A 24,644-nucleotide genomic window follows, 5' to 3' on the forward strand; every position below is an offset into this window, starting at 1 on the left:
ACTTCCCGGCAATCATGGCTTGCCGCACCGACTCCTAAGCGCTCGACGCGGCGATTCCCGCTGCCTCCGCATCGTCGCTCACGTCGTCCTCGGCTCCGGATTCCTCCCAGAATCCGCGCAGCTCGAGCTCTCGCACCAACCGTTCCCGCGCATCGATGAACCGGCTGTGGATCTCGGCCGTGATGGCTTCCGCATCGCCGCGAGCCAGGTGGCCGATCAGGCGCCGGTGACTCTCCACCGCCTGTGTCCCCCAATCCTTGTCCTGGAGATACAGGCTGTACGGGGTGTACTTCGACGCGGCCACCAGGAACCACGCCAGTTTCTTGCTTTCGGAGGCGAGGTGGATGCGCCGGTGGAACTCGTACTCGCATTTGAGGACCTTGTCCGAGTCACCCGACTCGACCGCCTGCTCCAGCGCGTCGACGATCGAGTTGAGCTCGACGAGATGGTCCTCCAGATCCGGATTCCGCGAAGCGTGCACGGCCAATCGTGCCGACAGCTGCGACTGCATCCAGAAGATGTCGACGATGTCTTCGCGCTTCAACTCATCGACGATGAATCCGCGGTGCGGCGACGACCGCACCAGTCCCTCGCCGCGCAGGGTGACCAGCGCCTCCCGGACCGGGGTGACGCTGCAGCCCAGTTCCGAGGCAACGTCGTCGAGTCGGATGAACTCTCCCGGGCGGATCTGCCCCGTGAGAATCCTGGTACGCAGATCGCCGGCGACCTCGTCGGTCAGCTGCGTCCTACGCAGACTTGCCCTCGTCACGTCTATCCCTTCGTTCTCCCCGACCCGCGTTCACATCTGGCCTCAGTATGCCGTGCGGGCACGCCCGCACAGGTGAGGCGCACCCCGCGATCGCCTCGCCGCACGGCCTCCCGGCGCGCCGTTCAGATCATGTCTTTGTGATGCTTCATCCTCCATTGCAGGTCTTTCATGAGAACTTTGGTGGCGCCGGCCCGGATGAACTTCGGCAAGAACTTGTTGACGATCGACACGAAGGTGAAGAGGTGCTGGAAGCGGCGGCGATCGTCTTCGGTCCACTCCAACCCGAGCTGCCGGTGGAACAGCGGCGGGAGGAACCCGATCGTCAAGAACCGCAGCAGGTTCACGAACGGCAGGCGGATCAACGGATTGATCATCTTCAGGTCGACGAGGTCGTTCATGAAGTCACACGTCGTGTCGTCGATGACGACGCGCTGGCAGGCCACGTTCCAGTAGTGGTCGAAGTCTTTTCGCGTCGCCGGCCACATGTCGTCGGGAACCTGGAGCGTCGTACCGAGCGTCTTCGCCGATTGGTAGAACTCTTCGGCGTCCTCCTCGTTCATGAGGCCGTGCAGGAGCTGGTGGGAGTCCTCGACGCCGATGAACAGACAGGCCGCCACCCACAGCTGGAGTTCGCGGTTGAAGGCGTTGTATTTCACCGGGCTCCGCTCGTCGGACTTGACGTGGCGGTGCGCCGAGTTGACGGCCTCCCGGAAGGCCTCCTTCTCCTCGTCGGTGCCGAGTACGGCGACCGCGAGATACTGCGACGTCGTGCGTGCCCGCTTCCACGGGTGCTTCATCAACGCCCCTGATTCGACCTTGCTCTCCATCACCCCGTAGGCGACCTCGGGCCAGCCGAGCTGCATGACCACGTTGGCGGCGGCGCCGGCCAGCGACCAGAAGTCGATCGCCTCGGAGATCTGCGCCGGCTTGCGCAGACTCGTCAGCCGGCGGCGCCTGGTGGTGATCTCGATCCGTGTGTCCTGTGTTCGCAGTTCCGGCACGGCCTCGTCGAGGTCGGGCGTGTACTTCATTGCGTGGTTGGCGATTGACATGTCCTCGTTACCTCCGGTTGGAATCGATCATCGGGTCACACGGTTTGCACATCGTCGACGAGCCAATGCCCGCCCGTTCGCTGAAGTTTCACCACCATTCGGTACGGCTGGTTCTTGCCGTCCGGCGCAACGACGTTGGTGGCCTTCTGGTTGACGAAGAGGATGACCGTCGCCTTGTCGTCCTTCACCGACTCCACCGCGGAGTTGATGACCTCGGCGGTCGCCACCCCTTTGCCGTTGGCGACGATCTCCGTGAGGGCCTTCACCATCTCGTCGTACTTCTTGCCGAAGTCCTCCGTCGACATCGCGGCGATGGACTCCCGGTTCTTGTTCAGATCCCGGTAGTCGAAGCTCGACAGCTTGGTGGCGTAGTCGTTGGCGACCCGGACGATCTCCGAGCGGGTCTCGGCGTTGTCCGCGCCCGCCGACGCAGCGAAGTAGTGGTAGCCGAAGAAGCCGGTGGCGGCGAGCAACAGTGCCACCAGCCCGACGAGCAGCGCCCCGGCCCGCCGGCGCGATTTCGGCGGTGCGGTGCTCGTATCGGCGGTCGCACGCTTCGCGGCGTCGGGTCTGCGCCGCTTCGCCGGTGCCGAACGCACCGCCGTTCGACTCCGCTTGGGCACTTCGGCGGCGGTTTCCGCCCGGACCGCATCGTCGGTCTTCGCCACCTCATCGGTACCGTCGACGGTGTCGGGCTCGACTGTCTTACTCGCCATTTCGCGTCCTTTCGAGAAGTTGTTCCCACATCTGGAGGAGTTCGGCCCCGTTGGGCACCAGTACCGGGTCGGTGACCGTCGGCGGCCCCGACGGCGCCCCCGGCGATCCCCAGTTGCGCGTGCCCAGGTTGTTCGGCCGAGGCGCGTTGACCGATCCGCGCTGGCCGTAGCCGTCGCCCGGCGGGCAGTACCGCGCCAGATTCGGCCGCGACGGCGTCAGATCGCCGACGGCGCGGCGCGGCTCGTCGTAGAAGAGGCACACCGGCCCCTGAGTGCCGATCAAGGCGAAGTCGGCTCGGTCACCCTTCACGATCGAGCGCAGGTCCACCAGACCCTGCGGGATCGTCTTGAGACCGGTCCGCAACGACTCGCGACGATCGCTGACGATCGGTTCGACCGCCACCAGATTCGCCAGCACACCGCCGAAGGTGCCCCGGTATTTGTCGAACAGGCGCTGCGCGTGGGCCAAAGCGCGGGGCGAGTGGTCCAGCAGGTACACGAAGACCGGCTGATTGGCGTCGAGCTGGTCGGTGAAGGACGCGGCCGACCGCATGCCCGACTCGAAGGTCGCGGTCGTGGCACCCATCGCCCCGAGGATGTCGAGCCATTCGGTGAGCAGCCCCCGCAGCATCGGCGCGTTGGCGGCCACCACCTTGGCCAGCGCCGAACCGTTCGCCACGAACTTCGCCAGCGCGTCGCCGTCGGCGCCGAAGGCCCGGTAGAGCTCGTTGCCGATCGTCGCCACCGATCCGCCCCGGAAGGTCTCCAACACCTTGGCGGCCCGCGCGATGATCGCGTCCATCTGCATCGGCTGCTTGTCGGCGGGCGCGGCGATCGCATCCCCGCTCCGCAGGTAGGGGCCGGCTTCGGAACTGGGGATGATGTCGACGCTCTGGATGCCGGCCATCGAGGCCATCGTGACCTGCACGAACGAATCCCGTGGCACGCGGGTGTCGCCGCGCAGCACGAGGTCGACCCGCGCCCCGGAACCATCCGGACTCAGCGACGCGGACGCCACCGTGCCGACGTCGACGCCGCGGAGGGTGACACCGGTGCCGGCGGTCAGGCCGAACGCGTCGTCCATCCGGGCGTGCAGGCGCAGCTTCGAACCGAAGCCCTCCGGGCCGGCGATGAAGTTGATACCGACCGGGATCACGATCGCCGAGACGATCAGGAAGATGACGAATTGCAGGGTGCCGGTGGGGAATCGGTCTCTCATGGCCGGCCTCCTCGCCGCGGGGCGCTGCCCGGCCGCGCTGCCTTGGGTGCGGCCTTCTTGGGGGTTTTCGCCTGGTGATTGCGGTCCCGCCACAGACCGCCCGACAAGATGTCGGCGAGTTCCCCGGGGGACGGCAGCGGTTGACCGGAGCCGAGAAGGCCCCCGGTGATGATCTTGTCGATGCCGCCAGGAATGTCGAGTGCCCCGTCGAAGACGAGGTAGTCGCCCCGGATCGCCCGCGAGAAGTTCCGCATGAACGAGTTCATGTTCGCCAGCGTGTGTCCGACGCCGTCGTTGAACGCGGCCAGCGAGTCGACCAGTTTCGCGGCGTCGGGCACGAGGGCGTCGAGTCGGTCTTGACGGCCCTTGGTGATCGCGTCGAGGTTCGTCGCGAGGCTCGTCGTCTGCGTCATCAGTGCCGCTATCCGGTCGCGCTGGGCGGCCAGGACGGTCACCGCGCGCGGTGTCTCGCCGAGGAACGCCTCGATCTGGGCCTGCCGCGCCGTCATCAGATCGGTCGCCTCGGCCGCGACCCGCATCGCGCGGTTGAAGTCCTCGGTGTGGCGCGACGAGCGCGCCAGCAGGCGGTTGAGGGTGTCGATCAGCTCCCCGACCTTGTCGGACCGGTTGGCGAACGCGGTGTTCAGGGCCGCCATCACCGACTGAAGCTGACGCACCCCGCTGCCGGTCAGGATGTTGCCCAGCGCCGCGAGCGTCCCCTCGACCTGCGGGCCGACGGAGGTCCGATCCGCGGTGATTCGCCCACCGGCGCCGAGCCGCCCCTCCGCGACGGCAGGATTCTGCAGCCGGATGAACGGGGTGCCCAGCGCCGACGGGATCTCGACGGCCGCCGTCACGTTCTGCGGGAGGTCGGTGGTCTTGCGGAGCGACAGCGTCAGTTCCGGCTGGCCGTCGACGAGGCGGACCGCCGTCACCCGGCCGACGACCTGCTGCCCGTTGATGACGTCGGCGCCGTCGACGACCCCGTCGGCGGTGTCGAGTTCGGCGGTGACGTCGAAGGTGCCCCGCACACCTCCGACGGGAACGTCCTGCAGGCCGATTCCGCACCCCGCCGTCGCGACCGCCGATGCCACCGCGAGGGCGGTCAGCCCCCATCGCCGGGGGCTCATCGGGGCCCCGGCTTCGGCGGCAGCTGGCCGCCTGTGATCGCCGATACGATCCCGAGCGGATCGGAGCTGGAGATGGGGAAACCGATGGGGTTCGTCAGCCCGGCACCGATGCAGATGGGCATCGGAAAGCGATCGCACAGCGGTTTGAGCGTCTTGAACTGCGTCAGCGTCGTCGAGACGTTGAGCCGGATGCGGCCCCGCCGGTCGGGTCCGATGGTGCTCGACAGGTTCTGCAGCATCAACGGCGCCAAGTCCATGAATTCGGCGAAGCCGGCCCGGTTGGCGGCGACCACCCGTCCGAGTTCGTCCAGATTGGCCGCCACGGTGCCGACATCGTTGCCGTGCGCCACGACGAAGCCGTTGATCTGATCGAAGACGACGCGCAGATTCTTGATCGGCGTCGCGACATCCTGGTTCGCCGCCTGCCACTGGGCCGACAGATCCCCCATCGAGCGCACGAGCCCGTCCAGGGAAACCTGCTTGGCCCGGAACGTGGCCATCAGTTGGTCGAGACTGGCGATCAACGCGCCGATGTCGTCGGCGCGGGCACCGAAAACCCCGCTGGCGGCGGACAATTCGGTCAGCGCCTGATTGACCTTGGTACCGCGGCCGTTCCACGACTGCGCTGTGCGGTTGAGCAGCGTGCCGACATCGGTCGCTCCGGGCGCCTCGCTCGGGCCGAGTATCTGGGTCAGCGTCCCCAGGCTGCCGATCAGCTGGTCGAAGCTGATCGGAGCCTTCGTCCGCTCGCGCGGGATGGTGCTGTCGGCCGCGAGGGTGGGGCCGCCGGTGTAAGCGGGTGCCAGGTCGAGGTGCCGGTCGCTGATGACCGAGGGGTTGAGCACATGCGCGCGCACGTCGGCGGGCAGGTCGATGCCCTTCGGGAGGCTCATCACGACGTGGACGTGGTCGCCGCGCGGCACGAGTTCTTCCACCCGCCCCACCGGCACGCCCAGGATGGTCACCTTGGATCCCTGGTAGAGCCCGTTGACGAAGGCGAAATCGGCGCCGATCGTGCGTACTTGGGGATCGCGGAGCAGGAAGAACCACCCGCTGTAGACCATGGCGGTCACCAGCACCAGCGCGGTGAGAACCTTGCCGCCGTAGCGCTTGCGCACGCGGACTTCACGGACCTGGCGAAAAGTCATCAGCTACACCCCTGCATCGTTCCGAGCACACACAACAGACCGTCGGGAATGACCGCCGACGGGGAGACGACGTCGGCCCAGTTGCCGTTGCCGGTCGCATCGGTGATCGTGCGCATCGCCGGCGGCAGCTTCTTGAGGATCTCGTCGATCGTGGCGGCATTCGCTTTGAGCGTCCCGGTGACGGCCATGATGTTGGTGGTCAGCTCCGCCATCGGGATCCGCGGGAACGTCTGCGCCATCTTGGCCAGCACCAGGCGCAGGTTGTCGGCCAGCCGCGTCAGCACGTATCTGCGCACGACGAGGGTCTGCACGATCGCCTGCGTGTTCGCCATGGCGGTGGACACGGAGTCCGATTGTCCCGCGGTCGCCTGCGCCAGGCGTTTCGCGATCCCGAGCAGTTGGTCGAGTTGGGCCCCCGTCCCCGAAATCGCCAGTGCCGCCCCACCGGCACCGGCCAGCGTCGACGACAACTGCTGGGAGTCGGGCACCATGGACTCCATCGTGTTCAGCATCGCCCGGACGACGGTCGGGTCGACGTCGGTCGACGAGCGAAGTGCGTCAGCCGAGATGTCGTCGAGCGTGTACGCCGCGTCGGTCCGGTTCAGCGGGATCGTGTTGTCGGGGCCGACCGGGCCGCGGCCGCCCGGTACGAGTTCGAAGTAGCGTTTTCCCAGCACCGTGCGCAGTCGCACCGTGGCGCGCGTCTGGTCGCCGAGGGGCTGCTTGCGGTCGAGGCGGAACTCGACCCGTACCCGGTCACCGGCGAGTCGGACCGCTTCGATGCGTCCGGCGGGCACGCCGGCGATGAGGACCGGGTCGGAGGTGGTGAGACCTGCCGCATTCCCCAACTCCGCGGCGTAGGGCTCGCTGCGAGCGAGATACCGCCAGTGCGGGACACCGGTGGCCAAGAGCAGCAGCGCCACCAGCGTGATGATTCCGGCGGTACCCAGCACGGCGGGCGAGGCACCCTGAGCCCGTTTGTCGGATTTGAAGACGAATTCGAGGATGCCGACGAAGACGTCGATGAGCCGAACGAGAAACATGTCCTGGCCCCTACCTGCACACCGGCGAATGCAGCGGACCGAAGATGTTCGCCTCCAGGTTCCACGCCTTGAGCGTGAAATTGCAGAGGTAGAGCATCATGAATCCTCCGTAACGTCCACTGTGGTTGATCCGGTCGGCCATGACCGGGAACCTGGCCAGAAAGGTCTCGAACGCCGGCGTGTTCGGAATCCACGCGTCGGTGACTTCCCGCAGGCCGGTGAGTGAGCGCTCGAACGAGTCGCCGGCCGTCGTCATCAGTTGGGCGAGAGAACCGATCGCGCGGTCGCCGGAGTCGAGCAGCGCGGTGAGTTGCCCGTTGTCGCCGACGATCGCCGACGTCAGTTGGCCGAGTCCGACGAACAGCTCGGTCAGCTGCGCGCTACGGCTGTCCGCGGTCGACATCAGGGTGTTGAGGTTGGCGACCAATCGGGCGAAAACCGGACCGTTCGCCGCGAGGCTGGAACCCATCGACGCGATCTGGCGGAGCAAGAGGTCCACCGACTTGGTCCGACCGGCGAACGTGTCGACGAAACCCTGCGCGAGTTCGTTGACCTGCTTGGGGTCCAGCGCGGAGAACAGCGGCTCGAACCCGTTCATCAGCGCCGTCAGGTTCACCGGGCCGGCGGTCGCCTCGACGGGTATCTCGTTGCCGGTGCGCCGCGGCGTATTGGGGCCGCCGTCGGACAGCGCGATGTACCGGGCGCCCAGCATGTCCGCGTAGCGCACGGCGGCGCGGGCGTGCTCCGGCACGCGGTGGGCTCGTTCGATGGACACGCGGACACGCGCCCGGGCGGTGCCGTCGGCTTGCGGCGCCAGTTCGATCGCCGCGACCCGTCCGACCCGCACTCCCGACATCTTCACCGGGTTGCCCTCGACCAGCCCTTCCGCGTCGGCGAAGTTGAGCAGATAGTCCGCGGTGGCTCCGTGAACCGGAGTCCGCAACGTGTTGGCCATCAAGGAGAAGGCGACGACCCCCACACCGACGAACAGGACCGCTTTGATCACGGTCAGCAGGCGCAGCCTGGTCATCGGACCCTCACTTCCGTGCCGCGGACCATCGGCCCGAGCATCATCGTCGTAGCGGCATTGGGGTTTCCGGACGCAGGCCGGTGCCGTTGCCCGGTGATCACCGCTTCCAGCCCGCGCAGCGCCGACGCTTCTCCGGCCCCGTCGATCACCCCCGAATCGGTGAAACCGGCCGGCCGCATCCGGGGCTTGGGCGGATGCAGGATCGTTCCGTTTCGCTGACCGGGTGCGCGCACCGGTCCCGTCCCCCACAGCGATCGCTTGCCGAAACACTTGGCTCCGCGCATCGACCCGTAGGTCGGACAGTCCGCCGCCGAGTAGGGCTGCGGCTGGGAGAAGGTCGGCACCGCGGTGATGTTGAACCGGCCCGACGCGAACAGGATGGTCCCGGCCTTGCCGAACTTGCTCGCCTCCCGCACGGTTCGGGTGATGCCGGTGGGATTGTCGGCGACGGTACCGAGGATCGTCCCCGTCGAATCGACGACGGTGATCAGGTTCTTCCGGTTCTTCGCCACGAACGGACCGACAGATCCCAGGTAGCCGCTGGCCGAGACGAAGAACTCGGCGATCTGATCACCGGTGTCGATCACGCCGCGCGAGATGTTCGCGACCGAGGACAGCGTTTCCATCATCGCCGGCGTCGCGCGCTTGAGCGACTCGGTGACCCTCGCGAATTGCGGAGTGGCGTCGATGAACCGGTTGATCGTCGACTCCATCTCTTTCGACGCCGTCCACCAGTCGTCGATCATCATGCCGAGTTGCTCGCCGCGCCCGCCGATCGCCTTGTCGACGGCGGCGAGGGCGACGTTCATCTCGTCCGGCTTGACCTCGGCGATCAATTCGGAGAGCTTCGAGAAGATGTTGTAGAGGTTGATCGCGTCCGGTCCGTCGTCGACGGCGATCTGCGCGCCGGGCGTCAGGGGCGCGGCGACGTGCGTCTGCGGCGATCCGGGGATCGGTGCGAGCTGCACGTAGATGTCGCCGAAGAAGGTGCGGGGAAGCACGCGCAGCATCACGGTCGCCGGAATGCTCCCCATCGCCGCCCCGTCGATGGTCAGCCCGACCCGCGACGACGCCGAGCCGGCGTCGATCGAGCTGATCTCGCCGACCTTGACCCCGTGGAATCGCACGGGCGCCCCGGACTGGATGAGACCCGCCGACGCCGGGATCTCGGCGTAGACCTTCGGGTCCGAATCGAGCACGCCGGTGCTGCGCGACACCATCCACAGCGAGAACGCGAGGATCAACAGGGCCGCGAGAATCGCGCGCGCCGCATAGCGCGCTCGGGAGACCGACTTTCCGGGCAACATGACCGTCATCGGCTACAGCCCCAATCCCGGGATCTGCGGGACCAGCCCCCACAGACCGAAGGTGAACACCACGTCGAAGATTCCGATCGCCAGGATCGAGGTGCGCAACGCGCGGCCAGCGGCCTGACCGACTCCCTCGGGTCCGCCGCTCGCGAAGTAGCCGTACGAGCAGTGCACCAGCGTCACGATCGCCGCGAATACCACGGCCTTGATCGCCGAATAGAGAAGGTCGGTGGGCGTGAGCGCCAGATGGAAGAAGTAGTCGTAGGTGCCCGACGACTCGCCGTTGTACCAGACCACGACCGCGCGCGTCGCGATGTAGCTGGCCAGCAGACCGATCATGTAGATCGGCAGAACGCACACCATCGCGGCGATCATCCGCGTCGTCGCGAGGAACGGGATGGACCGGATGGCCATCACGTCGAGCGCGGCGATCTCGTCGGAGATCCGCATCGCGCCGATCTGGGCGGTGAATCCAGTCCCGACCTTCGCGGCCAGGGCGATCGCGACGACGACCGGTGCCAGCTCCCTGGTGTTGGCGATCGCGGCCAGCATGCCCGACAGCGACGTCATCCCGACCAACTGCAAGCCGCGATACGTCTCGACGCCCAGCATCATCGCGGCGGCCAGCGACATCGCGAGGACGATGCCCATGGTTCCGCCTCCCGAGAGAAGGGATTTGGTGCCGAAGGTCATCTCCGCGATCTGCCGGACGACGTGCTTGCGGTAGTGGACCAGCGTGTACGGGATGGCGGCGACCGCGCGGCCGATGAAGGTGACGTACTCGCCGAAGCGGACCGTGTGGTCGACGAGCGGATCGAGGCGGCGGCGGTAGCCCAGGCGCGTCCGTACCCGGACATCGGTGGTGGAAACCATGTCAGTACGCCCCCACAGCCGGCACGATCACCGTGTAGACCTGCGACAGGATCGTGTTGAAGATGAAGACCAGCGCGAAAGCCACGACGACCGCCTCGTTGACCGCGTCGGCGACGCCGCTCGGACCGCCGCGGGCGTGCAGTCCTTTGAAGCAGGCCACGATGGTCGCGAGCAAGGCGAACATCGACGCCTTCACCAGCGCCATGACGAAGTCGGACATGCGCCCGTACTGGCTGAAGGTCGACATGAACGCGCCGGCGGGAAGATGCTGCACGTAGATGTGATAGAGGTAGCAAGCGCCGACGCCGGTGACCGTGATCAGCGAACAGAGCACGACCGAGACGACGATCGCGGCCGCGATGCGCGGTGCGACCAGCCGCTCGATGATGTTGAGGCCCATGACCTCCATCGCGTCGATCTCTTCCCTGATCTTGCGTGAGCCCAGGTCGGTACAGATCGCCGACCCCGCGACACCGGCCATCATCAGGGCGCACACCAGGGCGGCCGCCTGCCCGACGATGACGAAGGCGACCACGGCGCCGGAGTAACCGCCGGCACCGATGCGGCCGGCGAGTTCGCCGACCGACACCGCGATGAAGACCCCCACCGGGATCATCAGCAACAGCGACGGCCCGGTACTCACCCGCCCAATGAACACGATCTGATTGAGCGTCTCCGCGAGCGACAGGCGGAACCGCAGCGTGGCGACGACGAGCGCCCCCACCGCCTGCAACGCGAACCCCAGCGTGTGCCCCGCCTCCACAGCGAGGTCGCGAACCGGCCCGCGTGAGGCGGGAAGCTCGAACGCCATCAAATCCCCCGATCGGTGTTGTAATCCGGCGCCGGGCCCGATCCGCGGCGCGCTGTGGCTGTGATCACAACGAAATCACCCTAACATGTTTCATATATGAAATGTGACAACGGTACCTAGGTCCTTTTGGCGGCCTACGCGGCCTACGCGGTCTCTGCGCGCGGAGCACGGAAAGCGCCGAGGCGCAGGATGTGGCGAAGCACGAAAGCGAGGACGGGGCTCACCAAGGGCGCCGCCCAGCGCCACGGCAGAAATCCCACCCATCTCGGCGTGCCGGCCACGGTCCAACTCACTTCGGTCACTCCCCTCGCGCCGACGGTCGAGATATCGAAGCGCTCGGCGAAGGACTGGATCGTCGCAGGCGTGCAGACCGCCGTTCCGGTGAGCACCAACGTCTCCGCCGGTTTGGCCAATATCACCTGTTCAGTGACGGAATAGATGGTTCCCGACATCGTGCGCCTGGACCAGACACCCCGCTCCTGGGCGCTGTGGCCGTCGATCCAGTCCGGCCCCGAGAGGAACGGGAGGCTGCTGAGATACGCGCGGCCCATGAGGCGGTCGAACACCACGTCCGGCGCGAGTGGCGTACGCGCGGACACGGTGATGGCGAATGCCGCCCGTCGCTGGAAATACTCGTCCAGTTCGGCCGGGGTCAACGGCTCGACCGGCGCGCGGTCCGGCCGGCGCGCGATCGAGGCCGCAACGCCTGCGGCCAGCAGGCCGGCGAGCGCGATCGCGACCGACGCGCCGATCGCCAACAGTATCCATTCAACAAATGTCATATTTTTGATATTATCTGTCGATGTTGTTCACAGGAAGACGTTTCGCAACCTCCGTTCTCGTGTTGGTCGCGTCAGCGGCGTTGACGCTCCCGGCCACCGGGCAAGTACACGCTGCGCCCGTCCCGACGATCAGCGTGACCGGCTCGGGCGATTCCGATTGGCAGATCACCTACCACCGGGGCTCCGCGGTCGGGATCGACACGCGCTGCCGCGTCTGGATGGACGATCGGGTGGTCGCGACACCGGAAGCCGTGACCGAGCGCCCGGCGGGTCAGCGGCGGCCGACGGGTCAGCGGCAGCCGGCGAATCCTCGGCGGACCGCGCCCGCCGGGCGGACGGCTCCGGAACGGCGCCCCGCTCCCCCGATGATCGTGTCGACGACCCTGCTCGGCAAGGACGTCGCGCCCGGGATCCATCGGCTCAACATCCGATGCGGCCGCAACGTGAGTCCGACCGTGCTGCTGGTCGCGCCGCGCAACCAGATCTTCGACGGCGTCACCTGGCTGTCGAACGGCACGGCAGGGGTCATCGGCTACTAGGCAACAGGCGATATCCGCCGAGTGGGCACCTCACCTGCGCCGAGTGGGCGCGGGCGGACAGATCCACTGCCGGATGAAGGCGCGCAGCTCGTCGTCGGATCGCGGCGGGACGGTCGGGTACTGCTGGAAGCTGAGCCATATCCGCATGACCAGCTCGGCGAGGCCGGTCATCGCATCGTCGTCATAACCCTCGGCCGCCCAATCGACGTCGAGCCGACGCAGCATCTGAGCGCCCAGATCCACGGCCCCGGCCGACGTCGCCTCGCGGGTGAAGAACTCCGTCTCCCCCGCCCGCAGCATCAGTCCGATCGCGGGTTCGTCGGGCAGCACTCGCAGGCAGTAGAGAATCGTCTCGGTGATCGCGTCCGCCGCGGTGTGCACGTGCGACAGATCCGCGCGCATCCGATCGAGAAAATCCGCCGTGCCGGCTCGCGCGACCGCGACTAGCATCTCGTCGACCGACGAGTAGTAGCGGTAGACGGTCTGGCGGGTGACACCCAGTTCGTTGGCGACGTCGGCCAGCCGGGTCTTCTGAGCACCGAAGCGCTCGACGCAGCTCGCCGCGGCACGCAGGATCCGCTCTCGGGCCTCATCGGAGTCCTGAGGCAGATCGCCTTGCCACCCCCGGGTCCTCATGCGGCCATCGTCTCACACGGCATCGGCCTGCACCTCGGCGCCGCGCGGCGCACCCGCCCCGTCGCCGAACGGCGTCGCCGCCCGCCGTCCACGGATCAGCGCGAACGCCAGCACCCCCACGGCGACGGCGAAACAGGCGACCACATAGGGAAGGTTGCCGATCGGCGTGTTGTCCGCGGTCAGCCCGTCCTCGGCGCCGAAGAAGGCGGGCAGCGCCGTCACCCACAGCACCAGATGCACCGCCAGGAACAACGGCGGGAAGACGACGAGGAAGGGGTAGGCGGTGCGCGCGTCATCGGCGCCCGTGCCCGGTTGAGCGCGCAACCGGCGCCACTGCGCGTAGAGCAGTGCCAGCCCGATCGCCCAGACCAGGAGTAGCTCGATCGTGTACACGACCGTCTGCGCCTGCTGATTCGCGTGCTCGTCTCGCCCGAACACCGCCGTCGGAATCGACAGCAACGGCATGCTGATCACCGCGACCACCCCGGCGACCACAATCCGCCACGTCAGCGACCACCCTCGCGGCGCACTCCCGGCCAGTGCGGCGTTGCGCACGAGGCGGACGGCGAGGTAGACGAGCACCGCGAAAGAGACGGTGGCGAACAGCCAGACGCTGCCCCACGGGACCGACGCCAGCGTCGGCACCGCCGACGGATTGCCCAGCTTGTCGGTCGGTATGCCCCGATCCTGCATCTGGCGGACCGTGTCCGCGTAGAACGGGGCGTCGATGTTCCAGGCCCACCACTTCAACTGGGGACCCAGCTGGTCGAAGATCTCGTAGAAGGCCTGGAAGACGAGCGCCACGACGATCGAGCCCCGCAGGGCCGAGCGCCGTGACCCGTCGAAGAACCCCCAGGCGCGCACGATCTCGTAGGCCAGCTGGCTCACCGCGGGATAGAAGGCGACGATGTAGAGCGGCAACCGGTCGAACATGAAGTTCACCGTGAAGACGTTGTGGGAGAACATGAATCCCATCGCCTCTTCGGCGCGGAACCACTCCGGAAAGTAGAGCGGCGGCTCGATCACGAACAGGTAGACCAGCGAACCCACCCAGATCGCCAGATTCGTCGGGTCGCCATCGCGGCGCAGCCGTCTGATGGCGTGGACCAGGGCGAGGACCGCGCCGAGGACGATCGTCACTTCCAGGACCGGCAGCGTCCAGTTCGCCAGGTCGGCCGGATTGCGCACGGTGACGATGGGATTGGCCTTCTCGCAATCGAATCCGAGATAGCCGGTGATGATCGACGGGACGTCGCCCGGGGTGCAGGCCGCCATTTCTCCTACTTTCCCGCCGCCGAAACGGCTGCCATGTCTTCGGGTGCCGTCCCCTTGGGGATCACGCGTACGCGGCCGGCCGGATGCGGCTTGCCGTCGCGCCACACGTGCGACGGCGGGTCTTGCTGACTGTCGAACCCGAGGGGCAGCTTCGTCCGGCCCAGTGCGCGTTTGCCCGCGAACCACGCCAGACCCGCCAGCACGCGCGGGCTGCGCACCATCGTCGTCACCGATTCTTCGAGGTTGAAGACGTCGGCGAAATGCTGCGCGACGACGTCATCCTCTCGCGTCGTCGCCGAGATGTGGTTGAAAAGCGGCCAGCTCGCACGGTTGGCGAGCCGCTGTCGCCAGCGCGGCACGACCTCGGTGCCCTGTGCATTCGCGTAGCCCTGATCGCGGGCGAGGGCGAGCGTCCAGATGTCGTCGAGCAACTGCCGTTGCGAGGCGAAGTAGTCGCGGCAGAACCCGACGCCGACGTCTCCTCCAGCGGCATCGGCCGATCGCAGCTTGTCCCGCAGCAGGACCGCCGACTTCGACGCCGAACTCATGCCCTGCGCGTAGAACGGGTTGAACCCGCAGATGGCGTCGCCGATGACGACGAGTCCGCCGGGCGGGTCGGCCAGCGCGTCGTAGCGACGGCGCTTGTTGCCGGTCGACTTCGTGACGAACACGTTCGAGATCGGCTCGCACAGGTCGACCGCACGACCGAATGCCGGCGCCCGCACCTTGTGCACGGTCTCCAGGAACTCCTCTTCCTTGCGCGGCATCGGATGGCCCCACGACCCCATCGTGACCAGCACGCGGTCGCCCTCGATCGGGAAGATCTGGCAGAGAAAGTCGTGCTCGACCGGATGCGGTCCGGTGTCGGCGGTCGGCATCACCGACATCTGCGCCCACCACCAGCTCGCCGGCGGGTCGGCCGGTTTCTGGAACCACTGGGAGGTGTAGGTGACACCCGCGTCGAGCGACTGCACCGGAACCTCGGGCCAGCCCGCCTTCGCCAGCCAATCCGCGACCGCGGAGCCCCGCCCCAGCGCGTCGACGACGAGATCCGCGGCCACCAACCGCCGGTCCGGCCCCTCGTCGCCACCGCGCACCCACACGCCGGTGACCCGTCCGCCGTCGGCGGTCTCGAGTCCCTCGACGTTGACGCCCTCGACGACGCGCCCGCCCGGCACCCGGGCAAGACGCTCGCGCAGGGTCCGCTCGATGAGCAGCCTCGACGCGTAGACCATGGTCATCGGCGCCTCCTTGCGAGGCACCCAGCCGGCGCCCTCGCAGTGCGCCGCGGCCAGTGACGGCATCATGTGCAGGGCGCCCGCGTCGATCAGCGCGTCCTCGAAACCCGGGAAGAGCGCATCCATCGCGCGGCGACCGGAGTTCAACAGGAAATGCGGGTGCTTGCTCTGCGGAATGCCTCGCCGGTGCTCGGCGTCGTCGGGGATGATGTCGCGCTCCAGCACCAGCACTTCGTCGAAATACGCCGCCGCGGCACCGGCAGCGCACATCCCCGCGATACTTCCGCCCAGCACGACCGCTCGTTTCCCGAGACTCACCCGCGACACCTCATTTCACGTCATACGTTTTTTGGATGATGTCTAACCGTATGGTGTGAAGCAGCTCACGTCAACGGGTCCGGCCGGAAACCGGGCGACTCACCGAGGCGCGACACAGACGATTAACGCACGCGCAACACAACGGCGCCCGAGCTGACACATCGGCTGTGCGACGATTCGTGCCATGACCCGCCCCGATCACCCCCAAGCGCAGGACGCGCGGATCCCCGCGTTCCGGCGATACCGCTCGGGCTGGGAGCAGCGGGCGATCGACGAGATGTTCCACGCCGACGGGTCGGTGCGCGCGCCCTACCGCGGAATCGCCTCGGCGATCGGCTCGATCGATACCAGTGATCTGCGCGCGCGGCTGACCGCCCTCGGGCGGGCCTTCATCGACCAGGGGGTCACCTTCTCCCTCTCCGGAAAAGAGCGCCCGTTCCCGCTGGATCCGATTCCCCGCGTCATCTCCGCGGACGAGTGGAAGGGACTCGAGGCCGGCATCAAACAGCGGGTTCGCGCCCTGGAGATGTTCCTCGACGACGTCTACGGCGAACAGGCGATCCTCGGCGACGGCGTCCTCCCCCGGCGCCTCATCAATTCGTGTGCCCACTTCCACCGCCAGGCCGCCGGGATCCGGCCGCCCAACGGCGTCCGCATCCATGTCGCCGGAGTCGACCTGATCCGCGACGAGAACGGCGAGCTGCGCGTCCTGGAGGACAACGTCCGCTCCCCGTCGGGCGTCTCCTACGTCATGGAGAACCGCCGGACCATGGCCCGCGTCTTCCCCGACTTCTTCGCGACCCACCGGGTGCGTGCCGTGCGCGACTATCCGCGCCATCTGCTGCGCGCGCTGCAGGCGTCGGCCCGCACCTCGGTGTCGGACCCGACCGTCGTCCTGCTCACCCCCGGTGTCGCGAACTCCGCCTACTTCGAACATTCGCTCCTGGCCCGCCAGATGGGGATCGAACTCGTCGAGGGCCGTGACCTGTTCTGCCGCGACAACGTCGTCTACATGCGCACCACCGACGGGCAGACCCGCGTGGACGTCATCTATCGACGCATCGACGACGAGTACCTCGATCCTCTTCAGTTCCGCCCGGACTCGATGCTCGGCGTCGCGGGTCTCGTCAACGCCGCCCGCGCCGGCAACGTCGTCATCTCCAGCGCGATCGGCAACGGCGTCGCCGACGACAAGCTCGTCTACACCTATGTGCCGGAGATCATTCGCTACTACCTGGGCGAGGAACCGCTCCTGCGCAACGTCGAGACGCTGCGCTGCTGGCTCCCCGACGAGTGCGCCGAAGTCCTGGCCCGCATCGACGAACTGGTCGTCAAGCCGGTCGAGGGCAGCGGTGGATACGGGATCGTGTTCGGGCCCTTCGCGACCGCGGCCGAACTCGACCGCCTCGCCGACCGGATCCGGGCCAACCCGCGCGGGTGGATCGCTCAGCCCCTGGTGGCGCTGTCCACCAATCCCACCCTCTTCGACGACGCGCTCCAACCCCGCCACGTCGACCTGCGCCCCTTTGCCGTGAACGACGGCGAATCGGTGTGGGTATTGCCCGGCGGGCTGACGCGGGTGGCGCTCGACGAGGGGTCGATGCTGGTCAACTCGTCGCAGGGCGGCGGGTCCAAGGACACCTGGGTGCTGGCGACCTCGGCGCCGAAAGCACCCGGCGACGTCGACGACGACGAACTCGTGGACGCCGAAATACCGGCGTCGCCGCCGGCCACCCCCGACGTCGAGCCACTGCTGACCCGCGAGACCGAATCCCACCGGCACCAGCAGACCCAGCAACAGGGACGATCCGAGGGGGTGCAGCGCTGATGCTCGCCCGTAACGCCGACTCGCTGTACTGGATCGGCCGCTATGTCGAACGAGCCGACGATATGGCCCGCATTCTCGACGTCGTCGTCCAGCAGCTCCTCGAGGACGCCACCGTCGACACCGATTCCATGGTCCGCCACGTGATGGCCGTCCTCGGCTTCGATCCCGAGAACGACCGGGAGCACACCGTGTGGTCAATGGTGGACCGGGTGGCCTACGACCGCTCGTGCCCGGAATCGATCGTCGGTCTCGTCGAGACCGCGAGGGAGAACGCCCGCGGCGCGCGCGAAGTCATCTCGAGCGAGATGTGGGAGTGCCTGAACGCGACCTACATGGGGCTCGACGACGCCGAGCGCCGGGCCCGCCTCCTCGGCCCGCACGCGTTCGCGACCTACATCAAGGAGCGGGCGGCGATGTTCGCCGGATTGACCGACGCGACGCTCAGCCACGACGACGGCTACAGCTACCTGATCGTCGGGCGTTCCATCGAGCGCGTCGACATGACCGTCCGCCTGCTGATGTCGCGTTCCGCCTACCGGCGCGACGCCCTCTCGTGGATGAGCCTGCTCGTCGCGGCCGGCGCCCAGGACACTTACGTCCGCGCCTACCGCGGCGCCGTCGACACCGAGAACGTCGTCGAGTTCATGATGCTCGACCGGCTGTTCCCCCGGTCGGTGTTCCACTCCCTCCGGGTCGCCGAACGATTCCTCGCCGAATTGGACAAACGGCCCGACCGCGTGGGGTCCCAGTCGACGGCACTCACCCTGCTCGGCCGGGCGCGCAGCTCCGTCGAGTTCATCGGGCGCGCCGAGATGGTACGCGACCTGCCCGCCTACCTCCTCGACATGCAGGAGACGTGCCGGGCGGTCAGCGAATCGATCGCCGAGGAGCACTTCCACATCGAGCCCTACGTGTCGTGGACCGACACCGGACTCGCCGGCTTCGAGCACGGAGGAACGTCATGAGCGCCCGGCTGCGGCTGATCCACACCACCGGATTCACCTACACCGCGCCGGTGACCTCGTCGTTCAACGAGGCGCGGATCACCCCGCGCAGCGACAGCCGCCAGAGCGTCGTCGTCGACCACGTCGACACGTCGCCGGGCGCGCGGCAGTTCCGCTACAACGACTACTGGGGCACCGTGGTCACCGCCTTCGACCTGCACTCGCCGCACGAACGGCTCGAGGTCACCGGTATCGCGGTCGTGGAGACCGAGAACGAGACGAGGGGCGAGGAGACCACCTCGGTCGACTGGGTGCAGTTGCGCAACGGGTCGGTGGTCGACGAGTACGACGAGATGCTGCGGCCGACCGCGTATACGCCGCACACCGCCGAACTCGCGGCGTTCGCGGCGGACTCCTCCGCCGGGCTGCGTCCCGCCGACGCGGCCGAGGCGGTGGTGACCAAGGTCTTCGAGGCCATGACCTACGAGCCGGGGACGACCGAGGTGCACTCGACCGCGGCCGACGCGTGGCGGCACCGCAAGGGCGTATGCCAGGACTACGCCCACATCACGCTGGCGATGCTCCGCAGCCTCGGCATTCCCGCCCGCTACGTGTCGGGATATCTGCACCCGCTCGCCGACGCGGAGATCGGCGAAGCCGTCGACGGCGAGAGCCATGCCTGGATCGAGGTGTGGACCGGCGGCTGGTGGGGAATCGATCCGACCAACAACAAGTTCATCGACGACCATCACATCTCGGTCGGGACCGGCCGCGACTACGCCGACCTCGCACCGATCAAAGGGATCTACACCGGCAGCGCACAATCCGAGCTCGACGTGACGGTGCGCGTCACCCGTCTGGCCTGACCCAACGGGCTCCTTTGAAACCCGCGTGATCCCAACGATGACCTGGGGCGCCGGCTCGCGCAGACTGAATCCCATGACGCACCGAATGTGTCGCGCCACTCGATGTCGCTGACCTGATCGCGCGCACCTGTCGCCGCCTTCATCCACCAACCCATCCCGATCCGGCCTTCAAGGAGGTCCCTTTCGTCATGCCCGCATCCCGATCCGAACAACAGCTCGACGCGGCCGCAGCTCCCCTGCAGTTCGCGTACTGGGTGCCCAACGTGAGCGGCGGTCTCGTCGTCTCCAAGATCGAGCAGCGCACCGACTGGAGCTATGACTACAACCGCCAGCTGGCCGTCCTCGCCGAGAACAACGGGTTCGACTACGCCCTGAGCCAGGTGCGCTACATCGCCTCCTACGGCGCCGCCTACCAGCACGAGTCGACGAGCTTCTCGCTGGCACTTCTGCTGGCCACCGAGCGGCTCAAGGTGATCGCCGCGGTCCACCCCGGGCTGTGGCAGCCGGGCGTGCTGGCCAAGCTGCTCGCGACGGCCGATCAGATCTCCGGCGGCCGGGCCGCGGTGAACGTCGTGAGCGGATGGTTCCGCGACGAGTTCACCAAGCTGGGCGAGCCCTGGCTCGAACACGACGAGCGCTACCGGCGCAGCGAGGAGTTCATCACCTACCTGCGCGAGATCTGGACGTCGGATCACGCCGAGTTCAACGGGGACTTCTATCGCCTGCACGACTTCGACCTGAAGCCCAAGCCGGTGGACGTTCCCGGCCGCGCCCACCCGGAGATCTTCCAGGGCGGGAACTCGACCGCGGCCCGCGCGATGGCCGGCCGCGTCTCCGACTGGTACTTCAGCAACGGCAAGGATTTCGACGGCATCACCGAGCAGGTCATCGACGTGAACACCGAGGCTGCCCTGCACGGTCGTACCGTGCGCTTCGGTCTCAACGGCTTCCTCGTCGGCCGCGACTCCGAGTCCGAGGCGCGCGACGTGCTGCGCGAGATCGTCGACAAGGCCGACCGCGAGGCCGTCGAGGGATTCGGCTCGGCCGTCCGGCAGGCCGGCCAGTCGACGTCGAACGGCAAGGGGATGTGGCAGGACTCCGAATTCGCCGATCTCGTGCAGTACAACGACGGATTCCGGACCGGGCTCATCGGAACCCCCGAGCAGATCGCCGAGCGGATCGTCGCCTACAAGACCCGCGGGGTGAACCTCTTCCTCCTGGGCTTCCTGCATTACCTCGAGGACGTCGAGTACTTCGGCACCCGGATCCTGCCGCTGGTGCGCGAACTCGAAGCCGACCTCGCTTCCAGCGGTCGCCTGGAATCCGAACTCGCCGCCAACGGCATCCTCGCCTGACCCATCCGCCACTCCACCAAGCACGCACGACAACCAGTAAGGAAATCATCATGTCCGTCACCACCAACGCCCCCGCCGAGAACGTCGCCGACCAGCAGGGCCGCTTCGACGATGCCCTGCGGCGCGCCGATCTCGTCGCCGCCGAGCTGCGCTCCACCGCCGCCGAGCGCGACCGCGCGAACGCCGACCCGGTCGCCGAAGTCGACCTGCTGCGCCAGGCCGACCTGCTCCAGGTCGGCGAGCCCGTCGAGTTCGGCGGCTCCGGCCTGAACTACGCCCAGAGCCAGCAGCTCACCCGGCGCATCGCCCGCGGCGACACGTCGATCGCCCATCTGCTCGGCTACCACTACGCGCAGCAGCGGATCCCGCACTTGTTCGGCACGCCGGAGCAGGCGCAGGAGATCTCGCGGCGCAACGCCGAGGAGAAGACGTTCTGGGGCGGCGTGCAGAATCCACGCGGCGGCTCGGCGCTTGAACTCACACGCGACGGTGACGGTTTCCGGCTCAACGGCCGCCGCACCTTCGCGTCCGGTGCGAGTGTGGCCGACTGGCTCTCGGTGACCGCGGTGTTCGAGGGCGACCTGGTGTTCCTGGCCCTGCCCCGCGACGTGGAGGGCTTCCGGCCGCTCGGCGATTGGGACAACATCGGTCAGCGGCTCACCGACTCCGGCGGCGTCGAGTTCGTGAACACGCCGGTCTCGCGCGACCAGATCCTCGGCGCCGACCCGATCACGGGCAAGGAGTTCTCCGCGTACCAGACGCTGGTCACCCCGCACTGGCAGCTGGCGTTCGTCAACTTCTACATCGGCACCGCCGAGGGCGCCCTGGAGGAGGCGCTGGACTGGACCAAGCTCAACGCCAGCGCGTGGGAGACCTCCGGTCTGGAAACCGCGGTCGACGACCCCTACATCCTCGAACTCGTCGGCGAACTGAAGTCGCAGGTGACCGCGGCCGCGCTGTTGGCCGACCGGGCCGGCGACGCGCTGCAGGAGTCACTGGACTTCGGTCCCGAACTCACCGCCGAGCAGCGGGCGGCGACGGCGGTCGCGATCGCCGAGGCCAAGTACCTGACGACGAAGGTCTCCCTCGAAGTCGCCTCGCGCCTCTTCGAGATCCAGGGCGCCCGGGCCACCACCAGCGCGTACGGCTTCGACCGGCACTGGCGCAACCTGCGCACCCACACCGTGCACGATCCCGTCGCCTACAAGGCGCGCGAGGTCGGCGACTGGACGCTGAACCGGCGCGCACCCCAGTTCAGCCTCTACAGCTGAGCCGGAATGACACACCTCATCAGCAACACCGACGACCCGGTGGCGGGGCTGCGTACCGCGAGCACCCGCCGGATCGCCGACGATGCCGAGGCCATCGACGTCGCCAAGTCGCTCGCACCCGCCTTCGCTGCGGGTGCGGGCGACCGCGACGCGATCCGCGTGCATCCGCACGACGAGGTCGCGGCCCTGTCGGACTCGGGACTACTCGCCATCACCGTGCCCTCGCGGTTCGGCGGTGCCGACGTCGGGGTCGCCACCTTGGCCAAGGTGGTGTCGATCATCGCGGCCGCCGACCCGAGCCTGGCCCAGATACCGCAAAGCCATTTCACCTTCTTGGAGGCGCTGCGCCGTGCCGGATCCGCGGAACTCGCCGGACGCGTCTACCCGCGCATCCTCGACGGCGCGCGCCTGGCGAACGCGCAGACCGAACGGTCCGGACCGACCGTCGTCGACGATTCCACGACGCTGCGCACCACCGATGACGGTCTGCTGCTGTCGGGAGTCAAGTACTACTGCACCGGGGCCCTGCACGCCGATCTCCTCGCGGTCCGCGCGGTCGCGCACGACGGTGGGCGGCCTCGCAAGGTCGTGGCCTACGTCGCGGCCGACGCGCCGGGGATCACCGTCGTCGATGACTGGGACGGATTCGGGCAGCGCACCACCGGCAGCGGCACGGTCAGCTTCGACCGGGTCGCGGTGAAGCCGGAGCAGGTCCTCGACTTCAGCGCCCTGCTGGAGACGCCCGGTACCTATGGCGCCCGGGCCCAGCTCATCCACGCCGCCATCGACACCGGGATCGCGCGCGGCGCCCTCGACGCCGTCCGCCCCGCGGTATCGGCGGCACGTCCGTGGTTCGAATCGACCGTGCACGACGCGGCCGACGACCCCTACCTGATCGCTCAGGCCGGGGATCTGGAACTGGCCGTGCGAACGGCCGAGTCACTGCTGCTCACCGCCGCCGACCGCATCGACGAAGCCGATGCCTCCGGCGACGAGGGGCGGCGGGACCGGGTCGCCGAGGCGTCGCTGGCCACGGCGGCGGCGAAGGTGGCCGCCGGCCGGGCCGCACGACGCGCCGGCGCCGAACTCTTCGACTTCGGGGGGACGCGCTCGGCCTCGGAGAAAGCCAACCTGTCCCGGTTCTGGCGCGATGCGCGCACCCACACATTGCACGATCCCGAACGGTGGAAGCTCCACCATCTGGGCAAGTGGGCGCTGAGCCGCCAGATTCCGCCCACCCACACGTCCCTGTAAGTCCACCGACGATTCGACGAAAGCCTGAGATGACCGTCAAACTGCACTGGTTCCTCCCCACCTACGGCGACTCCCGATCCATCGTCGGTGGCGGCCACGGCGTGCCCGCCGGTGCCGCGGGCGGCGATCGGGACGCCAGCATCAGCTACCTAGCGTCGATCGCCCGAGCCGCCGAGGACTTCGGGTTCACCGGTGCGCTGACGCCGGCCGGTCCATGGTGCGAGGACGCCTGGATCACTACGGCGATGCTCGCTCGGGAGACGCGGCGACTCGCCTTTCTGATCGCGCTGCAGCCCGGGCTGATCAGCCCAACTCTGGCCGCCCAGATGGCCGGCACCTTCGCAAAACACGCCCCCGGGCGTCTCCTGGTCAACATCGTCACCGGAGGTGAGACCTCGACGCAGCGCGCCTACGGCGATCAGCTGGACAAGGTCGCCCGCTACGCGCGCACCGACGAGTTCCTCGACATCGTCACCGCGTTGTGGCGCGGCGAGACGGTGACCTATGCCGGTGAGCACCTGACCGTGGAGAACGCGGCGCTGCCCACGGTCCCGCTGCCCGCTCCCCCGATCTATTTCGGTGGATCCTCGCAGCCGGCCGGACCGGTCGCCGCCCGGCACAGCGACGTCTACCTCACCTGGGGCGAACCGCACGACGCGGTGGCGGCGAAGATCGCGTGGATCCGGGAACTGGCCGCTGCGCAGGGCCGCGACGTGCGCTTCGGCATTCGGCTGCACGTCATCGCCCGCGACACGGCCGAACAGGCCTGGGCCGAAGCCGGGCGGCTCCTCGACGCCCTCGACGACGACGTGGTGGCCAAGGCACAGGAGGGTTTGGCGCGCAGCGAGTCGGTGGGCCAGGCGGCGATGCGCGAACTGCATGCCGCCCACCGGGCCGACGGGTCGTGGCGGGATCCGCACACGCTGGAGATCGCCCCCAACCTGTGGGCCGGTGTCGGCCTCGTCCGTGGCGGTGCCGGAACGGCGCTCGTCGGCAGCCACCGCGAGGTGGCCGACGCGATCCGCGGCTACGCGAATCTCGGGATCGACGAGTTCATCCTGTCCGGCTATCCGCATCTGGAGGAGCTCTACTGGTTCGGCGAGGGCGTCATTCCGCAACTGACCCGCGACGGCCTGTTCGACGGCGGTCTCTCGGCCCGCCATCCCGGCGATCCTCGCTTCGCCGGTTCCGGCTTCGGTTCCCCCTTCCTGCCAGCGACCCCGAACAATTGAGAGGA

The 24,644-nt window shown here is 67.9% G+C and carries 23 protein-coding genes; 8 read left to right on the plus strand and 15 right to left on the minus strand.

What is annotated here, in order from left to right; genetic code table 11:
* Nucleotides 1-34: 34 nt before the first annotated feature.
* The 12 genes from GOARA_RS14875 to GOARA_RS14930 form a co-directional block, all read right to left on the minus strand.
* Complete coding sequence (locus GOARA_RS14875) at nt 35-769, minus strand: GntR family transcriptional regulator (protein WP_007323229.1); 735 nt, start codon at nt 767-769, stop codon at nt 35-37.
* A gap of 122 nt (nt 770-891) precedes the next feature.
* Nucleotides 892-1,821: an oxygenase MpaB family protein gene (locus GOARA_RS14880; RefSeq protein ID WP_007323230.1), complete on the minus strand. Its 930-nt coding sequence runs from the start codon at nt 1,819-1,821 to the stop codon at nt 892-894.
* 35 nt (nt 1,822-1,856) lie between these two features.
* Entirely contained in the window at nt 1,857-2,537 is a 681-nt protein-coding gene (locus tag GOARA_RS20640) for an Rv1363c family protein (RefSeq protein ID WP_007323231.1), read from the minus strand.
* Nucleotides 2,527-3,756, minus strand: coding sequence for an MlaD family protein (locus GOARA_RS14890; protein WP_007323232.1), 1,230 nt, complete (start codon nt 3,754-3,756; stop codon nt 2,527-2,529). The genes GOARA_RS20640 and GOARA_RS14890 overlap by 11 nt, the downstream gene beginning before the upstream one ends.
* Nucleotides 3,753-4,886, minus strand: coding sequence for an MCE family protein (locus GOARA_RS14895; protein WP_007323233.1), 1,134 nt, complete (start codon nt 4,884-4,886; stop codon nt 3,753-3,755). The genes GOARA_RS14890 and GOARA_RS14895 overlap by 4 nt, the downstream gene beginning before the upstream one ends.
* Nucleotides 4,883-6,034, minus strand: a complete 1,152-nt coding sequence (locus GOARA_RS14900; protein WP_007323234.1) for an MCE family protein — start codon at nt 6,032-6,034, stop codon at nt 4,883-4,885. The genes GOARA_RS14895 and GOARA_RS14900 overlap by 4 nt, the downstream gene beginning before the upstream one ends.
* Nucleotides 6,034-7,077 (minus strand): MlaD family protein, encoded by a 1,044-nt coding sequence (locus tag GOARA_RS14905; RefSeq protein WP_007323235.1) that lies wholly within the window; start codon nt 7,075-7,077, stop codon nt 6,034-6,036. The genes GOARA_RS14900 and GOARA_RS14905 overlap by 1 nt, the downstream gene beginning before the upstream one ends.
* A 10-nt stretch (nt 7,078-7,087) precedes the next feature.
* The gene (locus GOARA_RS14910; RefSeq protein WP_007323236.1) at nt 7,088-8,107 is read right to left on the minus strand and encodes an MlaD family protein; all 1,020 of its coding nucleotides are present in this window, start codon (nt 8,105-8,107) and stop codon (nt 7,088-7,090) included.
* Nucleotides 8,104-9,423, minus strand: a complete 1,320-nt coding sequence (locus GOARA_RS14915; RefSeq protein ID WP_007323237.1) for an MCE family protein — start codon at nt 9,421-9,423, stop codon at nt 8,104-8,106. The genes GOARA_RS14910 and GOARA_RS14915 overlap by 4 nt, the downstream gene beginning before the upstream one ends.
* Nucleotides 9,424-9,426: 3 nt before the next feature.
* Entirely contained in the window at nt 9,427-10,290 is an 864-nt protein-coding gene (locus GOARA_RS14920; protein ID WP_007323238.1) for an MlaE family ABC transporter permease, read from the minus strand.
* A 1-nt stretch (nt 10,291) separates the two neighbouring features.
* Nucleotides 10,292-11,101 carry an MlaE family ABC transporter permease gene (locus GOARA_RS14925; protein ID WP_007323239.1) on the minus strand — a complete coding sequence of 270 codons (810 nt, stop codon included), beginning with the start codon at nt 11,099-11,101 and terminating at the stop codon, nt 10,292-10,294.
* Nucleotides 11,102-11,244: 143 nt separating this feature from the next.
* Nucleotides 11,245-11,859 (minus strand): hypothetical protein, encoded by a 615-nt coding sequence (locus GOARA_RS14930; protein ID WP_138947718.1) that lies wholly within the window; start codon nt 11,857-11,859, stop codon nt 11,245-11,247.
* Nucleotides 11,860-11,903: 44 nt separating this feature from the next.
* Between GOARA_RS14930 and GOARA_RS14935 the strand changes: the two genes are divergently transcribed.
* Nucleotides 11,904-12,422, plus strand: coding sequence for a hypothetical protein (locus tag GOARA_RS14935; RefSeq protein WP_138947719.1), 519 nt, complete (start codon nt 11,904-11,906; stop codon nt 12,420-12,422).
* A gap of 30 nt (nt 12,423-12,452) precedes the next feature.
* Here GOARA_RS14935 and GOARA_RS14940 read toward each other — a convergent pair whose 3' ends face one another.
* The 3 genes from GOARA_RS14940 to GOARA_RS14950 are packed head-to-tail and all read right to left on the minus strand — an operon-like array spanning nt 12,453 to nt 15,889.
* The gene (locus GOARA_RS14940) at nt 12,453-13,058 is read right to left on the minus strand and encodes a TetR/AcrR family transcriptional regulator (protein ID WP_007323242.1); all 606 of its coding nucleotides are present in this window, start codon (nt 13,056-13,058) and stop codon (nt 12,453-12,455) included.
* A 12-nt stretch (nt 13,059-13,070) separates the two neighbouring features.
* Complete coding sequence (locus GOARA_RS14945; RefSeq protein WP_007323243.1) at nt 13,071-14,333, minus strand: hypothetical protein; 1,263 nt, start codon at nt 14,331-14,333, stop codon at nt 13,071-13,073.
* A 5-nt stretch (nt 14,334-14,338) separates the two neighbouring features.
* Nucleotides 14,339-15,889 (minus strand): NAD(P)/FAD-dependent oxidoreductase, encoded by a 1,551-nt coding sequence (locus GOARA_RS14950; protein ID WP_007323244.1) that lies wholly within the window; start codon nt 15,887-15,889, stop codon nt 14,339-14,341.
* Between the two features lie 184 nt (nt 15,890-16,073).
* Between GOARA_RS14950 and GOARA_RS14955 the strand changes: the two genes are divergently transcribed.
* From GOARA_RS14955 to GOARA_RS14985, 7 genes are all read left to right on the plus strand, one after another.
* Entirely contained in the window at nt 16,074-17,717 is a 1,644-nt protein-coding gene (locus GOARA_RS14955; protein WP_007323245.1) for a circularly permuted type 2 ATP-grasp protein, read from the plus strand.
* Nucleotides 17,714-18,682: an alpha-E domain-containing protein gene (locus GOARA_RS14960; protein ID WP_040523580.1), complete on the plus strand. Its 969-nt coding sequence runs from the start codon at nt 17,714-17,716 to the stop codon at nt 18,680-18,682. The genes GOARA_RS14955 and GOARA_RS14960 overlap by 4 nt, the downstream gene beginning before the upstream one ends.
* On the plus strand, nt 18,679-19,527 hold the full coding sequence (locus tag GOARA_RS14965; RefSeq protein WP_007323247.1) for a transglutaminase family protein: 849 nt from the start codon (nt 18,679-18,681) through the stop codon (nt 19,525-19,527). The genes GOARA_RS14960 and GOARA_RS14965 overlap by 4 nt, the downstream gene beginning before the upstream one ends.
* A 188-nt stretch (nt 19,528-19,715) precedes the next feature.
* Nucleotides 19,716-20,882: a dimethylsulfone monooxygenase SfnG gene (gene sfnG, locus GOARA_RS14970; RefSeq protein WP_007323248.1), complete on the plus strand. Its 1,167-nt coding sequence runs from the start codon at nt 19,716-19,718 to the stop codon at nt 20,880-20,882.
* A 50-nt stretch (nt 20,883-20,932) separates the two neighbouring features.
* A complete protein-coding gene (locus GOARA_RS14975) occupies nt 20,933-22,153 on the plus strand; it encodes an acyl-CoA dehydrogenase family protein (protein WP_007323249.1) in 1,221 nt (406 codons plus the stop codon).
* Between the two features lie 6 nt (nt 22,154-22,159).
* A complete protein-coding gene (locus tag GOARA_RS14980) occupies nt 22,160-23,407 on the plus strand; it encodes an SfnB family sulfur acquisition oxidoreductase (protein WP_007323250.1) in 1,248 nt (415 codons plus the stop codon).
* A gap of 29 nt (nt 23,408-23,436) precedes the next feature.
* Nucleotides 23,437-24,639, plus strand: coding sequence for an LLM class flavin-dependent oxidoreductase (locus tag GOARA_RS14985; protein WP_007323251.1), 1,203 nt, complete (start codon nt 23,437-23,439; stop codon nt 24,637-24,639).
* Nucleotides 24,640-24,644 lie beyond the last annotated feature (5 nt).

The organism is Gordonia araii NBRC 100433 (genome assembly GCF_000241265.1).
Lineage (GTDB): Bacteria > Actinomycetota > Actinomycetes > Mycobacteriales > Mycobacteriaceae > Gordonia > Gordonia araii.

Coding starts and splice junctions, on each gene's coding strand:
- GOARA_RS14955 (WP_007323245.1), top strand. CDS start 16,074: ATGACCCGCCCCGATCACCCCCAAGCGCAGGACGCGCGGATCCCCGCG.
- GOARA_RS14935 (WP_138947719.1), top strand. CDS start 11,904: ATGTTGTTCACAGGAAGACGTTTCGCAACCTCCGTTCTCGTGTTGGTC.
- GOARA_RS14895 (WP_007323233.1), bottom strand. CDS start 4,886: ATGAGCCCCCGGCGATGGGGGCTGACCGCCCTCGCGGTGGCATCGGCG.
- GOARA_RS14985 (WP_007323251.1), top strand. CDS start 23,437: ATGACCGTCAAACTGCACTGGTTCCTCCCCACCTACGGCGACTCCCGA.
- GOARA_RS14940 (WP_007323242.1), bottom strand. CDS start 13,058: ATGAGGACCCGGGGGTGGCAAGGCGATCTGCCTCAGGACTCCGATGAG.
- GOARA_RS14910 (WP_007323236.1), bottom strand. CDS start 8,107: ATGACCAGGCTGCGCCTGCTGACCGTGATCAAAGCGGTCCTGTTCGTC.
- GOARA_RS14965 (WP_007323247.1), top strand. CDS start 18,679: ATGAGCGCCCGGCTGCGGCTGATCCACACCACCGGATTCACCTACACC.
- GOARA_RS14890 (WP_007323232.1), bottom strand. CDS start 3,756: ATGAGAGACCGATTCCCCACCGGCACCCTGCAATTCGTCATCTTCCTG.
- sfnG (WP_007323248.1), top strand. CDS start 19,716: ATGCCCGCATCCCGATCCGAACAACAGCTCGACGCGGCCGCAGCTCCC.
- GOARA_RS14980 (WP_007323250.1), top strand. CDS start 22,160: ATGACACACCTCATCAGCAACACCGACGACCCGGTGGCGGGGCTGCGT.
- GOARA_RS14975 (WP_007323249.1), top strand. CDS start 20,933: ATGTCCGTCACCACCAACGCCCCCGCCGAGAACGTCGCCGACCAGCAG.
- GOARA_RS14920 (WP_007323238.1), bottom strand. CDS start 10,290: ATGGTTTCCACCACCGATGTCCGGGTACGGACGCGCCTGGGCTACCGC.
- GOARA_RS14915 (WP_007323237.1), bottom strand. CDS start 9,423: ATGACGGTCATGTTGCCCGGAAAGTCGGTCTCCCGAGCGCGCTATGCG.
- GOARA_RS14925 (WP_007323239.1), bottom strand. CDS start 11,101: ATGGCGTTCGAGCTTCCCGCCTCACGCGGGCCGGTTCGCGACCTCGCT.
- GOARA_RS14880 (WP_007323230.1), bottom strand. CDS start 1,821: ATGTCAATCGCCAACCACGCAATGAAGTACACGCCCGACCTCGACGAG.
- GOARA_RS20640 (WP_007323231.1), bottom strand. CDS start 2,537: ATGGCGAGTAAGACAGTCGAGCCCGACACCGTCGACGGTACCGATGAG.
- GOARA_RS14905 (WP_007323235.1), bottom strand. CDS start 7,077: ATGTTTCTCGTTCGGCTCATCGACGTCTTCGTCGGCATCCTCGAATTC.
- GOARA_RS14945 (WP_007323243.1), bottom strand. CDS start 14,333: ATGGCGGCCTGCACCCCGGGCGACGTCCCGTCGATCATCACCGGCTAT.
- GOARA_RS14900 (WP_007323234.1), bottom strand. CDS start 6,034: ATGACTTTTCGCCAGGTCCGTGAAGTCCGCGTGCGCAAGCGCTACGGC.